At 39.0% G+C, this 14,673-nt stretch carries 16 protein-coding genes and 1 tRNA gene; 7 read left to right on the forward strand and 10 right to left on the reverse strand.

What is annotated here, in order from left to right:
* The 8 genes from KX723_RS08845 to KX723_RS08880 all read right to left on the reverse strand — a co-directional run bounded on the left by KX723_RS08845 (position 1) and on the right by KX723_RS08880 (position 9,492).
* Positions 1–777, reverse strand: a complete 777-nt coding sequence (locus KX723_RS08845) for an outer membrane protein (protein ID WP_218813973.1) — start codon at positions 775–777, stop codon at positions 1–3.
* Between the two features lie 111 nt (positions 778–888).
* Entirely contained in the window at positions 889–2,262 is a 1,374-nt protein-coding gene (locus KX723_RS08850; protein WP_218813974.1) for an L-serine ammonia-lyase, read from the reverse strand.
* A gap of 72 nt (positions 2,263–2,334) precedes the next feature.
* Positions 2,335–3,660: a hypothetical protein gene (locus tag KX723_RS08855; RefSeq protein ID WP_218813975.1), complete on the reverse strand. Its 1,326-nt coding sequence runs from the start codon at positions 3,658–3,660 to the stop codon at positions 2,335–2,337.
* Between the two features lie 97 nt (positions 3,661–3,757).
* On the reverse strand, positions 3,758–4,186 hold the full coding sequence (locus tag KX723_RS08860; protein ID WP_218813976.1) for a lytic transglycosylase domain-containing protein: 429 nt from the start codon (positions 4,184–4,186) through the stop codon (positions 3,758–3,760).
* Positions 4,186–5,577 carry an amino acid permease gene (locus tag KX723_RS08865; protein ID WP_218813977.1) on the reverse strand — a complete coding sequence of 464 codons (1,392 nt, stop codon included), beginning with the start codon at positions 5,575–5,577 and terminating at the stop codon, positions 4,186–4,188. Before KX723_RS08865 ends, KX723_RS08860 begins: the two co-directional genes overlap by 1 nt.
* 7 nt (positions 5,578–5,584) lie before the next feature.
* Positions 5,585–6,067 (reverse strand): signal peptidase II, encoded by a 483-nt coding sequence (gene lspA, locus KX723_RS08870; protein WP_218813978.1) that lies wholly within the window; start codon positions 6,065–6,067, stop codon positions 5,585–5,587.
* Positions 6,068–6,106: 39 nt separating this feature from the next.
* Complete coding sequence (gene ileS, locus KX723_RS08875; protein WP_218813979.1) at positions 6,107–8,953, reverse strand: isoleucine--tRNA ligase; 2,847 nt, start codon at positions 8,951–8,953, stop codon at positions 6,107–6,109.
* Between the two features lie 98 nt (positions 8,954–9,051).
* A complete protein-coding gene (locus tag KX723_RS08880; RefSeq protein ID WP_246562452.1) occupies positions 9,052–9,492 on the reverse strand; it encodes a pilin in 441 nt (146 codons plus the stop codon).
* Between the two features lie 127 nt (positions 9,493–9,619).
* On the opposite strand from KX723_RS08880, the gene KX723_RS08885 reads away from it, so the two are divergent.
* Positions 9,620–9,695 (forward strand) — tRNA-Thr (locus KX723_RS08885).
* A gap of 106 nt (positions 9,696–9,801) precedes the next feature.
* Here KX723_RS08885 and KX723_RS08890 read toward each other — a convergent pair.
* Complete coding sequence (locus KX723_RS08890; RefSeq protein ID WP_218813981.1) at positions 9,802–10,929, reverse strand: phage integrase Arm DNA-binding domain-containing protein; 1,128 nt, start codon at positions 10,927–10,929, stop codon at positions 9,802–9,804.
* Between the two features lie 2 nt (positions 10,930–10,931).
* The gene (locus tag KX723_RS08895) at positions 10,932–11,141 is read right to left on the reverse strand and encodes a hypothetical protein (RefSeq protein WP_218813982.1); all 210 of its coding nucleotides are present in this window, start codon (positions 11,139–11,141) and stop codon (positions 10,932–10,934) included.
* A gap of 210 nt (positions 11,142–11,351) precedes the next feature.
* On the opposite strand from KX723_RS08895, the gene KX723_RS08900 reads away from it, so the two are divergent.
* The 6 genes from KX723_RS08900 to KX723_RS08925 are packed head-to-tail and all read left to right on the forward strand — an operon-like array spanning position 11,352 to position 14,670.
* Positions 11,352–12,161: a Cro/CI family transcriptional regulator gene (locus KX723_RS08900; protein WP_218813983.1), complete on the forward strand. Its 810-nt coding sequence runs from the start codon at positions 11,352–11,354 to the stop codon at positions 12,159–12,161.
* A gap of 27 nt (positions 12,162–12,188) precedes the next feature.
* Positions 12,189–12,713, forward strand: a complete 525-nt coding sequence (locus KX723_RS08905; RefSeq protein ID WP_218813984.1) for a hypothetical protein — start codon at positions 12,189–12,191, stop codon at positions 12,711–12,713.
* A gap of 18 nt (positions 12,714–12,731) precedes the next feature.
* Positions 12,732–13,670 carry a hypothetical protein gene (locus KX723_RS08910; RefSeq protein ID WP_218813985.1) on the forward strand — a complete coding sequence of 313 codons (939 nt, stop codon included), beginning with the start codon at positions 12,732–12,734 and terminating at the stop codon, positions 13,668–13,670.
* Entirely contained in the window at positions 13,654–14,220 is a 567-nt protein-coding gene (locus KX723_RS08915; protein ID WP_218813986.1) for a DUF6475 domain-containing protein, read from the forward strand. The genes KX723_RS08910 and KX723_RS08915 overlap by 17 nt, the downstream gene beginning before the upstream one ends.
* A 25-nt stretch (positions 14,221–14,245) precedes the next feature.
* Positions 14,246–14,419 carry a hypothetical protein gene (locus KX723_RS08920; RefSeq protein ID WP_218813987.1) on the forward strand — a complete coding sequence of 58 codons (174 nt, stop codon included), beginning with the start codon at positions 14,246–14,248 and terminating at the stop codon, positions 14,417–14,419.
* Between the two features lie 14 nt (positions 14,420–14,433).
* Positions 14,434–14,670: an NrdR family transcriptional regulator gene (locus KX723_RS08925; RefSeq protein WP_218813988.1), complete on the forward strand. Its 237-nt coding sequence runs from the start codon at positions 14,434–14,436 to the stop codon at positions 14,668–14,670.
* The last annotated feature ends 3 nt before the right edge of the window (positions 14,671–14,673 follow it).

Consider the following 14,673-nt stretch of genomic DNA (forward strand, 5'->3'; position numbering starts at 1 on the left):
TCAAGCAAAAAGATAACGCGCCTTTAAGTAAAAGCTATTCGCATGCAAACTGGCATTTTTCAATTCGCCCAGAGAAAATCCAGGTCCAAGCTCATTTGCAAATACCTTATTTATCTTATTTTTTCCAAAATCATCAAAGAAGTAACCTAAACTTAGCCAAAAATCATCTTTTACAATGAAATCTATACCTGCACCAAAACTATAGCTAAAATCACCTGTGTGCGTCGTAGAACCCGCTAATTGGTTTGCAAAATCAGGTGCATTGATAAATAACTGACTAATTCTATTAAAGGAAGCCCCCATACCAGCGGTAAGATACGGCATGAATCTTTTCCATTTATAGATATCCGCTTTCGTCATAATAAGCCAACTTTCCTGTTGCATCCGGTAAGTATAATTAGTGATCCCTACTGGCGCTGTATTCGAGATCCCAGCTACATTAACCGGAGCAGTATAGCGATGCTGCAGACCTACATTTAAATAAGGAAACCATTGAGAATCCTGCGTCCATTGGTAGCCTAAACCTATAAAGAAAAAGGGTGTGCTGTAAGAAATAAGCGTATTAAGATTGCCGAGAATCAATCCGTTATTCTCTAAAAAACTGTTACTACTCGCAAAATCATAGGTTTTACCTACACCTAAATCAAAATACAAACGGTGAGGATGATGATAATGTGGTTTGACACAACACGGAACGGGTGCGGCGTAAAGCAAAGCCGGCGCAAAACACAAAAACACGCCCAGCACTAACGCACTGACTACTTTAAAAAAACTCATGCTACTTCCCTGTTTATCTATTACCCAAACAAACTAAATATAGCTTAAAAAGCCATATTTGCTATTTGTGCATAAAAATACTTTCAAAAAATGCAAGAGCGAAGAATATAATCAACGTTCTGTTATATTTACTGCTAATGATTTAGCCAATCCACCTAAGGAAGTTTCTTTATAAATGCTCATCATGTCCTTTCCTGTTACAAACATGGTTTCAATGACTTTATCTAAAGAAACCTTTTTATTTTTACCATCTTCCATTAATGCTAAATAGGCCAGTTTAATTGCTTTTTCTGCACCCACACCATTACGTTCAATACAGGGAATTTGCACTAAACCAGCAACAGGATCACACGTCATTCCTAAATGATGTTCCATCGCCATTTCTGCAGCATTCTCGGTTTGCTCTAAGGTGCCTCCTAACACGGCTGTCAAAGCGCCTGCCGCCATAGAACAAGCTACGCCGACTTCGCCCTGACAACCGACTTCGGCACCTGATATGGACGCATTGGTTTTATATAATAAGGCAATAGCACCGGCTGTTAATAAAAAATCAGCGATCGTTTTTTCGCTAACGTCTTCATAGAAATGACGATAATAAGTCAGCACGGCCGGAACAATACCTGCTGCACCATTAGTGGGTGCGGTTACAATACGACCACCCGCTGCATTTTCCTCATTCACCGCCATGGCATAGACCGTAGGCCATAAAAAAGAACCCGTCACTGTAGGCGATTTCGGTGTTTCTTTATTCTTTAGTTTTTTATAAAGTTCTGGTGCGCGGCGCTTAACCTGAAGTCCACCCGGTAGAATTCCATCAGCATGGCACCCTTTTTCTACGCAGTCTTGCATAATATTAGCAATGGCTAACAGATCCGCACGGCACTCTCTATCTGGCGCAAGCGCTTGCTCATTGGCAAGCATAATGTCGGCGATGGTTAATCCGTGTTCCTTACACAAACTAAAAAGCGCTTTAGCATTATTAAAAGGATAAGGGACTTTAACGGATGGCGATGGTTTTCCAAATTGTTGCTCAGTCACAATAAAACCACCACCGATTGAATAATAAACTTGGCTTTTTAATGACCCGCCTTCCGCATCAAACGCAGTAAATCGCATTCCATTGGTATGTAAAGGCAATAGCTCTTTTTGGTGGAATAAAAAATCGCTTTGCTCGGAAAAAGGAATGATTTTTTTTCCGCCTAGATTAATCTGCCGCTGCGCTAGAATTTGTTGGATGCACTCAGGCAATTTTTCAGGAATAACTTTATCAGGCAAATTCCCTTCTAGACCACTTAAGATAGCGCTATCGGTAGCATGGCCACGGCCCGTTAAAGCAAGGCTGCCATAGAGATCGACTTGTACTCTTTGTACTTGATCCAAGGGCAGACCACTAACAAACTCATAGGCCGCCTTCATAGGCCCTACGGTATGGGAGCTTGACGGGCCAATACCAACCGAAAACAAATCAAAAATACTAACCGTCATAAATGCTTCCTCTCATTGTTTTAGGCTTATTCTAGCCCTTTTATTCGTGAAAGAAAGCCTTTATTAAGTCGGCTATGAGCGCAAAGAAGTTGTTTGAATGTTTATACCCGTCGCTTCACTGATCGTTTCACGGATGGTAGCTAAGTTCGGAATTGAAGCGCTCCTTAATTTAGGCTTAAAAATTAAGTTAGCTGAGCTAATCGCATCGGCCACAGAAACCACAACACTATGACGTCTGGTTAGTTTACTCACTTGCCCTACCTTCTCTGCAGGACTTAATACGTTCTGATTAAGATTAACGTCAGCTTGATTTTCAGCTTTGGTTTTCTCTATTACATTCGTTTTTTCCATGTCAGTCGTCTCCGTTTTTGTTGCGCTATTAGAAGGACGCATAATACCATCTATCACACGGCCTATCCTCGAAAAAAGTGCCGCAATGACACTCGTACTGGTAATCGTGATCATAAAAAGTGTGGCGCACACCGCAATCGGTGCCGCTGCCAAACCACCTGTCAATGCTAAACCGGTAATAATAGCCAGTGTTAATAAACATCCCGTTACTAAACCTAAAAAAGCACCTCTGTATTCACGTTTACGTGCTTCTATACGCTCATTTAGCAGCTCATCCTTAACACCTAAACCCTGATACTTTAAAAAACAATACGCCTTAGAAAAGTAGTCAAAAAAAGAAGCGGTTGTGCTTGTAATACTTAAAGCAAATGCCAAAGAAAAAAGCACTTTATGTAACACAAAGAGATCAAAAAAAGCTTTACTAATACCCGCTACAGCCACAAAAGGCAAAGTACCTGTGGTAGCTAAAATTACAATTAAACTTAAGGAAGCCAATAACCCCAAAATAGTCCCAAACAAAATGGCTTTCTTTTCTTGCTGTAATCGTGTGCCATCTATGGAACTGCCTAATCGATTAAACAAACCACCCAAGGCACAGACATAGCCTAATATAAAGAGAATATATGCAAAGTAAGAAAATACATTTAAAAAAGGTACTGCCGCATGTAAAGCAATGAAAGCAATGGCAAGCCCCATCCCCAATAACATACCTACGGGTGTAAACCGCTTTTCTTGGAGGCCTATACGTCTACTCATCAGCGCTTCTGTATTTAAGAGTGTGGCAACCTTTGTTTTTTGCCCATCTTCTGTTGCCTGTGCCGTCAATAAATTTAACAACCGGCCTATATAGGCACCACCCGCTATAAAGCTAGAATATTCTGCGGGAACACTAAGCAAATTTAAAAACCACTCTGATTCGAGTAGTCCCGGCGTAACAATCAGTAATGGTATCAATAAAGAGAGTCCCAACATTGAAACTGCCCCAATCGCTAAACGCTCATTATCGAGCTTGCTTAATTTTTCTTTAACTGTGTCTAATATTGACAAACAAAGGCCTCAACTATTCTTTAAAAAAATACATTCAATTAAGCATAGTTATTTAAACTTAAATAAATATGAAATTGGCTCAGAACATTGTGCTTAGTTAAATATTGTTTGTATTAGAATTGGATAGATAATGAGAAAGCAATTGATAGACTTCAGAAACTTTTTCTTGATAACGGTAATTTAAAGTCGCTGTATGCGAATGATAACCGCCTATACCGCGCCAAGTTGTAGACGCATTCGCTATATTTTGACTTAGAATCCATGTGCCTACCATCACATTCGCACAAGGATCGTATTGCAGTTGCTGCTTGGTATAACCATACTGCTGAATCTTTGCCAACCAAATAGAATTAATTTGCATGGGACCATAATCAAAGCTGCCATTTTTATTAGGCGATGCTAAACCGACACGTCCGCCTTCTATCGCCAAAATAGAAAGAATTAACTTTGCTGGAACATGATATATCACAGCCGCTTGGTTAATGCATTCAATGGGAACGCCATGAATTTCTAATGCGCTTATCATCAGTTTAAACAGCCTTGGGCTTTAGCTACAAAATAAGGCGGTATACAAAACAATAAAACACCCGCTATTAAAATAACATCAAATTTCAAAACACTGCCTAATGCAACACCTACCGGCGGAAAAAAACCAATCGTAAACGTCACTATACAGGCAAATAAGCCCAAACCAGTGACTATCCAAATACCTAACTTTCCTCCAGGAATACGATAAACTCTAGATTGACACCCTGGTTTATAACGCAAGCGCAAGGCCGCTAAAAATAAAATAATATAAAATAAGACCGCCAATTGCGCTGTCATCACACTTAACAGCCAATACGCTTCATTCACGGTAGGAATCAATATAAAGAGGCTTGTTAACAAAGAAACTAAAAAGCCTTGCAACAATAATAAATTAACTGGCGCACCAAAACGATTGAGTTTTAACAACCATCGTAAGCCTTCTATTTTGCTTTCAAAACTAGCAATCAACAGCCCACGTGTCGGCCCTATTACCCAGGTTGATACACTACATAAGCTACCAATAATAATCAGTGCAATCATTATCGGAATAAAGAAATTTAAATGATAATTTGTAAAGAACAGCACATAGGCGTCCGTTAACCCCGACAATATATTTAATTGCGATGCGGGAACAATTAAAGCAATCGATAAAGAACCTAACACCAGTGTTAGCAAAATGAGCCCTGCAGACCAAAATAAAGCACACGGATAATCTTTTTGTGGGTTGCGCACATCACCGGCATGCACCGCAGACATTTCTAAACCCATCAAACCAAAAAGAATGGTTGTTAAAAAAGCAATATTATTAAAATCTTTTAAATTCGGTAATAACGCCTGTGTAGAAAAATGAATCGCAAGCGGATTCGCGCCTTTAATCCAAAAAATAGCTAATGCAATCATAAAAAGCATGGGGATTAAGGTGCCAATCAATGCCCCAAGGCTGCTAAGCCAGCTAGAAACCCGTAAACCCAAACAACTTAAGCCAGTAACAGACCACCAAATAGCTAATACCAACCCTAAAACAAATCCTTTATGCTGAACTAATTGAGGATTAAATAAATATGCAACTGCAGCAATAACAAAAGCTAATATCGTCGGATACCAAACGACGTTATAAATCCATTGTAACCAGATGGCAAACCAACCCCAGCGTGCACCAAAAGCGGTACGAATCCAAATATAAGCACCACCCGTACTTGACCAAGCCGTTGCAAGTTCCGCCGTAATAAGCGCTGTGGGAATAAAAAAGAAAACTGCTGCCAATAAATAAAAAAAGATCAGCGAATAACCAAATTGAGCGGCCACGGGTAAGGAGCGTAAACTATCCACAGCAATAACATTCATCATTGCTAAACTAAAAACGCCCAGTGGTTTAATTGCGGTCTTCATTGGCCAATTATTTTTTTCCGGACTTCTTATAACTGGCAATTACCCACATAACAGCACCGATTGAAATCGCCATATCAGCGACATTAAAAGTAGCAAAGTGCCAATAGCCAATACAAAAGTCGATAAAATCAACTACGTATCCTAAGGTTAAACGATCATAAAGATTGCCGATCGCGCCACCTATAATCAGTGCGATAGCACAACCTACCCATTTAGAAACCCCGCCACGATACAATAAGCGCATTAAATAAAGACTAACGCCTAAACTAATCGCCACAAATAACCAACGTTGCCAACCATCTGCCCAACCTAAAAAGCTAAACGCCGCGCCTGGATTGTGTGTCAAAATAAAATTTAAACAAGGAAATACCGGAATAATACTCGAAGGATCTAGCCAATAGCTCATCCATGCCTTAGTGACATAATCGAACACAATCACCAAAGCACTCAACCAAAGCCAAGCAAGTTGGCTTGTTTTTCTATTTTTCATAATATTTTATTTTAAAAAGGATACTATTTTTTACATAGCTTAAGCGTAACAACGTAGCTCTCCTTTTCCATCAGGAAGGTTATCAACACAACGTTGACAAATTGTAGGGTGTTCAATAATTTGACCTACATCCGAACGGCGATGCCAACAACGTGCACATTTCTCTTTATTTCCCACCGTAGAGATGACTGTTATCTTTAACTCATCATCGTTTATTTTAAACGATGTCGCCTGCTCAGGCGGCGTTGATGTTAAAAGTTTGGCATCTGAAGTAATCAAAACAAATCGTAATTCGTTTTGTAATGCACCTAACAATACAGCTAAGCTTGAATCGGCTTTAACATAAAGTTCTACGTCAGCTTCTAGAGACGAACCTAGTTGACCCGCAATTCTACACTTCTCAATCGCTTTATTAACCTCATTACGTATTTGAATCAATAAATTCCAATAGCTCTGACGATCCCATTGCTGATAAATTGGCTCTAAGGGATCTTGTTCAAATGAAACAGGTAAAGCATACCATTCGTTTAAAAATACCGTTTTTTCTCTTTTGCCAGGCAAATATTGCCAAATATCTTCCGCTGTAAAGCTTAAAATAGGCGCTAGCCAACGCACCATTGCTTCAGCAATATAAAAAAGCGCGGTTTGAGCAGAACGACGCGGGATACTTTCTTTTTGTAAGGTGTATTGGCGATCTTTGATAATGTCTAAATAAAATCCACCTAAATCATTAATACAGAAATTATGTAATTTCTGATAGATGCTATGAAATTGAAATTCTTCATACGCATTAATAATTTCTATTTGTAAAATGTTAGCCCGCTCTATAATCCAACTATCCAACGACAAAAGCTGATTAGACGCGACACAATCAGTTGCTGGATCAAAATCATGTAGATTAGCTAATAAAAAACGAACTGTATTACGAATACGCCTGTAGGCTTCTGCGGTACGCTTTAAAATCTCATCCGAAACTGCTATTTCTTTTCTATAATCGGTTGATGAAACCCACAAACGTAAAATATCTGCGCCTAAACTTTGAATAACTTTATCTGGCGCAACAACATTACCCAAGGACTTAGACATTTTATGTCCTTTTTCATCCACGGTAAAACCATGTGTTAACACGGTTTTGTAAGGCGCCTTTTCATTCATTGCAACCGACGTTAATAAAGAGGATTGAAACCAACCACGATGCTGATCAGAACCTTCTAAATATAAATCGGCTGGCCAAGCTAATTCCGGATTTTGCATTAACACCGCATAGTGTGTTACGCCGGAATCAAACCATACATCCAAACAATCGCTTAGCTTTTCATATTCTTTTGCTTCTGGCCCTAATAAATCTTCAGCGTTTAAGTCATACCATGCATCAATTCCCTTTTCTTCAACCTGCGCCGCAACTTTCTCTAACAAAACCAAGCTTTTTGGATGTAACTCCCGCGATGCTTGATGTACAAATAAAGGAATAGGAACACCCCAACTCCGTTGCCGTGAAATACACCAATCCGGCCGATTAGAAACCATCGACTCTATACGCGCTTGACCCCATTCTGGAATCCAATGTACTTGTTTAATAGCCGCTAAACTATCTGTACGTAAGCCCTGCTGCTGCATACTGATAAACCACTGTGGCGTTGCACGAAAAATTAATGGTGTTTTATGTCGCCAACAGTGCGCATAACTATGTCTTATAGATTCCTCACTTAATAAGTTTTGCTGCTCTTGCAATACTTCAATCATATGTGGCGTTACTTTAAAAACATGTTCACCGGCAAACAAAGGCGTATCCGGTAAAAAGCAACCATTGTCACCGACGGGATTGCTCAGTGGTAACTTATATTGTTGTGCGACCCAATAATCTTCTAAACCATGCGCAGGCGCTGTATGTACTGCACCGGATCCTGCTTCTGTCGTCACATGCTCGCCTAAAATAAGAGGCACTTGACGGTGGTAAAATGGGTGCTGCAACAACGTACCTTCAAATACCTTACCTTTCGCTTGGCCTAAGCATTGATAATCACTTATTTTATAACGCGCCAAACTCGCCTCTAATAAAGCTTCGGCAAGCAGTAAACGCTCTGTTTTAGTTTGGACTAACACATAATCAAGATCAGCATTTAAAGCCACTGCTTCATTAGCCGGTAAACTCCAGGGTGTAGTGGTCCAAATAGGAATAACAATAGGACCATGACCCGTAGTAGCCGTTATCCGCCTTAAAAAATCAGCTTCATCTACCACGCGAAAACGTACATCAATCGCGGATGAAACTTTATCCGCATATTCCACTTCTGCTTCCGCTAAAGCAGAACCGCAATTAACACACCAATGCACTGGCTTAAAACCTTGTTGTACATGACCTCGGCTAATCACTTTGCCTAAAGCGCGAATAATATTCGCTTCAAATTTAAAGTCCATGGTTAAGTAGGGGTGTTCCCAATCCCCAATAACACCTAAACGTTTAAACTCATCACGTTGTATAGCAATTTGTTTCTGAGCATACTCACGGCAGGCTTGACGAAAAGCCTTCGCGGTTAATTTATCCCCAACGGAACCATGTTTCTTCTCAACATTTAGTTCAATCGGCAAACCATGACAGTCCCAGCCAGGTACATAAGGCGCATCAAAACCACTCAAGGTTTTTGCTTTCACAATGATATCTTTTAAGATTTTATTAACCGCATGACCAATATGGATATGCCCATTCGCATAGGGCGGGCCATCATGAAGGATATACTTTGGCTTGCCGTGGTTTTTTTTACGCAATTGCTTATAAAGCGCTGAGGATTCCCACTGTTTTAAAACGGCCGGCTCTGCATTAGCCAGATTCGCCTTCATAGGGAATTTAGTATGAGGAAGATTTAAGGTATTTTTATAGTCAGTCATGTCATCCGCTCAAGCGCCGAATTAGAGCGCGGCCTTCCGCCCTTAAATTAAAAGGGGTTAGGATAACATGCTTGAAGCGTGTTCAGTAACAAAAAAAGCTATTCGGCCTTACACAAACCCTGTTGCACACAAGTACCACTGATATCCCAGCGTAATTGCCCATCTGCTTGAGAAGTAGGGGTCAAAATATAGGTAGCATGATCGACCTTATTCACGCGAATACGTTGCGAAGTCGCAATAATCTGGCCATTTTTGCCCATCTCTACGCTAGCCACATAACCTTTGGCTAGGTCCTGGGCCTTGATATTATTGGGCAAGCCATTTTGGCCAGGGGTACCGCAAGCACTTAAATTACCGTGTTCTTGTACACATGTCGCCACAGCTAGTTTGAAAGGCCCCGTTGCTTGAATAACCTCAGAAAATTTAGCGCGGTTACTATAATTTTGATAGCTAGGGATGGCAATCGACGCCAAAATACCGATGATAGCAATAACAATCATAAGCTCTAATAGCGTAAGCCCACGTTCTTTTCTTCTCATTGTTTTCATCGCTTCTAGCATCCCCAATTAAATTTTATTTCAAATCAACCTACAATATAGCCCTCTAGTTTAACAAGGCTTCCTTGTTTAAACCATAGCTTATCTTTATACTTACGCTTCTTTGGAAGCTGATGTAGCTCAGTCGGTAGAGCAACTGATTCGTAATCAGTAGGTCGGACGTTCGATTCGTCTCATCAGCACCAGCTAAATCAATTAAATCAAACACTTAGATAACACACCTGCACTACGCATTTTAGTTTTACCAAAACTTTACCAAAATTTTACCAAAACTAATGCAAATAATTAGTCTTATTTGGCTACTTCCACAACTGGAAAATTTAAGTCTAAACCGGCCTCCACTTCAGTCCATTGAGGCTCATGACCTTCCTTATATTTATCTGTCATCGCTCGTGTCGTATGCCCCGCGAGTGCTTGTGCATCAATTCCTCGATTTTCATATTCCTTAATCCCTAAAGAGCGAATCTCATGAAAGGTTGGACGCTTTGCAACGGGCATTGATTTAAAACGAGGTAGCTTATCTCTAATATTAGAAAATGCTTTAGTCAGATAATCTGGTGTTATCTGGCTGAAGTGTTGTTTACTTTCTGCCTTATAATTCTGTTTACTATGTTTCTCAGGTTTCCTATGGAGAATAAAAGGACTTAAAAAGCAATCGCGACAACGGCCCAAAACGTTTTGCAATATAGGCGTTATCTTAATTTTAAGATAAGCTGAGTCCCCATGCTTCTCTGTCTTATGCTGGATAACATACAAATAACCATCTTTAATATCCGAAAACTTCAAATTGACTAAATCTTCTCGTCTCTGCAAAGTCTGCAAACCCAAGTCCAGTGCATTCTTGAACCATGGCTCTGCTTCAGGATGATTGTAAATATCCAAAAATCCTTCTAACTCCAATCTCTGCCGTTTCTTTTCTTCCATCTTTGGCAGTGTCTTCTCAACTGGATTTTCATTACATAATCCTTTTGCTACTGCATAGCTAAAAATTACTATAAGTAAACTTCTATAACGATTTGATGAAACTGATGGAAAATTATCTAAAAAATCTGAAATGTCTTTGACCGATAATTCATCAATTACTTTGTTACCCAACTTTTCACGGATATGGACTAGCCTTTTCTTATGCTCCTTGATCGTAAGAACAGCCAATTTGCGCTCTGGCATTAACTTAGATTCAAACAGATCTAAGAATGTGTTAAATAGGTAGATAGTCTGACCCATCACCTTTCCCACTATTTCACGACCTGGCAATAACATCGAGTTCAATTGCTTAGCCACCGATACGGCTTTAAGCCGGTCTTTTCCTATACTATGCCATTTCCCTGTATCAGGACGACGATACTTATAATGACCATTGACACCTTCATACAAATTTGGAGGCAACCCTTTATTATTTTTATTTCTTGGTCTAGCCATGATTAACATACCTCTATACCTAACACTCTATCGACCAAAGGATTCCCTGTTCGACAAGCTTCAGCATCAATATTGATATAGTAAAATTTTCCTATTCTTTTCCCTAATAACTCTCCTTGTTTAATTAAACGGATAACAGTTTTTTTAGTTGGACGTGATTTAGGCGTATAATGTTGCTCTATATACTCCTCAATACACATATATTTCGCCATATTTTACTATCCTTTTTAAATATACTTAAGCTTTTTCAGCAAAAAAACGTATTAAATTACTTTTGAAAGAATTTAAGCCTTTTAAATATTTTCTTGCCTTAAAGGGCTGTTTTCCTATCCTTAGTTAGCTTACCGAATTTAGCTACAACATATGTTGTAGGAAACTTCTATAAACTTTCTTTAATCAAAAAATAATTACAAGGAAAGGTAATGCCCATTCATACATTAAATAAAGTGATTAATTATTTTGGATCAGCTACACAAGTGGCTAAAATTTTAGGAATCAACCAACAAAGTGTCAGTGATTGGCATCGTGGTCGTAGCAAGGTGCCCTTAGATGTCGCTTTACACCTTGATTTCCTTATGCGTGGCGAGGTGGATTGGAAAGAGTTAGTACCTTTTGAAATCGCTTATCGTTTAAAAGACTTGCGTCTGACATTAAAAGAAGTCCGTACTTATCCCTGTGAATTAACACATGTACTTCTAAACCGCATCACGGTACCCAATTACTTTTCAAAAAATCAACAAAACCAACCTGTCTATATACAAAGACCACCCTGTATTGATGAAGATCATGCGCTTATTTTTGGTCATAAAGTTTTTCTTAACTATCAAGAAAAAAACAAAAAAACAATTCCCTGTTGGAAATTTTCTATAGGAAAATTAGTCGAAGGTAAATATATAACAGAAGATTTAGTAAAGACCTTTTTAATAAGCGAGCGAGCAGCCATAGGAATTGCCCTAGAAAACTTCTTAGGAGAGCGTAGAGGAAGAAAAAAGGTGCAGAACTCTGCACTTTTTAACTTTGATAAAGGCACAAAAACCAGAGAGTTCGTCGCTACACATTTAGGTTTTGGCAGTCACTTTACATACCAACAAGCTAAAGAATTATTTCAACGAGGCTGCCCTGAATTAATCGAAGAAGCCGATCAAAAAAAAATATCCATATCAAAAGCAGCATCCCTTGCTAAGGGCTCTTATGAAGAACAGAGAAAAGTTGAAACATCGTTAACCCCATAAATTTTCATTCAAATATAAGGAAAAACCATGAAAATATACCATACCATTCCCCTCAATTTTTGGGTAGAAACAAAGAGAACCTGTTCGCCTCAAGAACAGTTAATTCTACTTTATTTAATTAATCATTCTCATACTAACCGCTTAGGTTGTTTTAGATTGCCGCTACATTTTATTGCCGAAGACTTAAGCTGGACAGACATTTTTTTAAAAAGTACGTTTAATAAACTTATTAACGTGGGCTATTTGATTTGGGATCATACTGAGGAATGGGGCTATTTAACAGATTTTTTAGAATGGTTCCCTATTCGTCATTATTATCAAGCGAGAGAGATTGAACGGGTTTTTAACACACTACCAGAAGCTTGCAACATAATCCAAGTGCTTATTGGACATTTATTAGAAGCGCCTTATTTAGATCGATCCTTTCGCCGACGACTCCAATCTATTTTAAAAAGATATTTACCTAGCGAAGGAATAAAACCTATTTCATTAGAAGAAATAAACGAAAAAAGACCTTGCGAAGGAAACAAATCAAACTTCCGTATGCTGTAATTAACCAGGGAAAATATTATGCGTGAATTTGCAAAGTTTTCACCTCAATTCTGGATGGGGCCTTTAAGTAAAAAAATAAAAAGCTGTAATTTTGAAGCAAAGACCTTGGCCTTTTATCTCATGACGTGCCCGAACTCCAACATGATTGGCTTTTATTATTTACCCCTTTCACTGATGGCGCATGAAATAGGAACCACCTTTGAAATAGTTTCTAAGAGCATGGAAACACTTATCCAAGCAGGCTTTTGCGCTTACGACCAAGAAACTGATTATGTTTGGGTTTATGAAATGGCATTAACACAGGTAGGAGCCACTTTAAAGCCTAAAGACAATAAAGTGAAGCATGTTAATGAGCTATTCCAAGCCCTTCCTGAGATACCTTTTTTAAATGGTTTTTACGAAAAGTACCATGCGTTATTACATTTAGACTCAAGGGAACCGGCTTCGAAGCCCTTTGTTATTCCCTTAGAAGCAAGTAAGAAGAAAGAAGTAAGAAGTGAGAAGAGAGAAGTAATAAGTAATAAAGAAAATATCCCTATTATCTTCAGTACAGAGCACAAAAAAAGTACAACTAAAGAAACACAAAATACGGATGATGAAAAATCAATCTCAACTCCAATCACAACTGACATTGATCCGCCTATTTTCATGGTTCCATTACGCCAAGGGAAACAACATCCCATCACAGAAGCTGAACTCGAAACATGGGGAAAAAATTATCCCGCGGTGGATGTACGACAAGAAATACGTCATTTGATGGAGTGGAACAAAGCCAATCCTGATCGACAAAAAACTCAACGTGGAATCAATCGTCACATTCAAGGTTGGTTAGCACATACCCAACAAAATCAAAGCAAAGGAAATCGTGATAGTCCCAGGCAAGCCGTGAGTACATGGGATCACAATGTAGCTGTTATTCGTGACGTGTTGGAGGAAGAAGATGGAAACCAAAGATAAAAAAGCTTTTCTGGCTGGATTGACGGTCATTGCAGAAACCGTCAATCGAAAATTATCCAAAGTTTTAGTAAGGGCTTATTGGTCGTGTTTGGAACCGTATTCATTTTTGGAGGTACAACACGCTTTCGAGGAAATATTAAAGAACCCCCATGTAAAAAAACATGCGTATTTCCCTTCACCGTCAGACATTGTTGCCATCATTGAAGGTGATATCGGCAGCAAAAGTCTACTGGCATGGACAGAAGTCACAAAAGCGATTCGGGAAATCGGTCATTACGACAGTGTGATTTTTTCGGATGAATTAATCCATGCGGTGATTAGTGATATGGGTGGTTGGATTGCATTATGCCAACATAGTGAAAAAGAATTGCCTTTTATTCAACGTGATTTTGAGCGCCGCTATCAAGTTTATTGCCGAAGACGACCCAAGATATTACCTCGTCAATTAACGGGGCGCATTGCACATCAAAATGCGGTAAATGGCCATACGGCATATATTCCTTCAGCTATCGCACTTTCTTCAAAAACTAAGCAAATACAACCTATTTAGATATTTTTTATTAAGGAGACCCACCATGTTATCTGTGAAACGCTATTTTATAAAACGACGTGAACAACGAGCCACTTTTCGTCTGAGAAAAAAAGCTCGAAAAAAAATAGAATCAATCAAAGCGCAATTAGCGCAAGAAGAAAATAAAGCGTTAAAAAATTGGTTAGCCACCAGTAATGCCATTAAAAAACTATTTTAATAAGGAAATAAATAATGTTATGTCCTGATTGTAAAGATGTTGAAAGTCGAGCCTCCGTAGTATATGACTCTCGTCGCATAGAAAATGGACAAATTGTCAAGCGACGTCGTATTTGTCCCAATTGCAAAGTGTTTTTTACCACCTTGGAAATTACTATCTATCGAGGCAAAGGAAATAATATCAACCGAAAACTAGTAGAGCGGCTAGCCAATTATTTTGCAAAATCGCCTAACTTAGCTGAACTTGATTAGATT

Source organism: Rickettsiella endosymbiont of Dermanyssus gallinae (assembly GCF_019285595.1).
GTDB lineage: Bacteria > Pseudomonadota > Gammaproteobacteria > Diplorickettsiales > Diplorickettsiaceae > Rickettsiella_B.

Bases quoted from the DNA above. Each gene is read 5' to 3' on its own strand.
- KX723_RS08920 (WP_218813987.1), top strand. From the start codon at position 14,246: ATGTTATCTGTGAAACGCTATTTTATAAAACGACGTGAACAACGAGCC.
- KX723_RS08925 (WP_218813988.1), top strand. From the start codon at position 14,434: ATGTTATGTCCTGATTGTAAAGATGTTGAAAGTCGAGCCTCCGTAGTA.
- KX723_RS08880 (WP_246562452.1), bottom strand. From the start codon at position 9,492: ATGAGAAGAAAAGAACGTGGGCTTACGCTATTAGAGCTTATGATTGTT.
- KX723_RS08915 (WP_218813986.1), top strand. From the start codon at position 13,654: ATGGAAACCAAAGATAAAAAAGCTTTTCTGGCTGGATTGACGGTCATT.
- ileS (WP_218813979.1), bottom strand. From the start codon at position 8,953: ATGACTGACTATAAAAATACCTTAAATCTTCCTCATACTAAATTCCCT.
- KX723_RS08895 (WP_218813982.1), bottom strand. From the start codon at position 11,141: ATGGCGAAATATATGTGTATTGAGGAGTATATAGAGCAACATTATACG.
- KX723_RS08905 (WP_218813984.1), top strand. From the start codon at position 12,189: ATGAAAATATACCATACCATTCCCCTCAATTTTTGGGTAGAAACAAAG.
- KX723_RS08910 (WP_218813985.1), top strand. From the start codon at position 12,732: ATGCGTGAATTTGCAAAGTTTTCACCTCAATTCTGGATGGGGCCTTTA.
- KX723_RS08850 (WP_218813974.1), bottom strand. From the start codon at position 2,262: ATGACGGTTAGTATTTTTGATTTGTTTTCGGTTGGTATTGGCCCGTCA.
- KX723_RS08900 (WP_218813983.1), top strand. From the start codon at position 11,352: ATGCCCATTCATACATTAAATAAAGTGATTAATTATTTTGGATCAGCT.
- KX723_RS08865 (WP_218813977.1), bottom strand. From the start codon at position 5,577: ATGAAGACCGCAATTAAACCACTGGGCGTTTTTAGTTTAGCAATGATG.
- KX723_RS08860 (WP_218813976.1), bottom strand. From the start codon at position 4,186: ATGATAAGCGCATTAGAAATTCATGGCGTTCCCATTGAATGCATTAAC.
- lspA (WP_218813978.1), bottom strand. From the start codon at position 6,067: ATGAAAAATAGAAAAACAAGCCAACTTGCTTGGCTTTGGTTGAGTGCT.
- KX723_RS08845 (WP_218813973.1), bottom strand. From the start codon at position 777: ATGAGTTTTTTTAAAGTAGTCAGTGCGTTAGTGCTGGGCGTGTTTTTG.
- KX723_RS08890 (WP_218813981.1), bottom strand. From the start codon at position 10,929: ATGGCTAGACCAAGAAATAAAAATAATAAAGGGTTGCCTCCAAATTTG.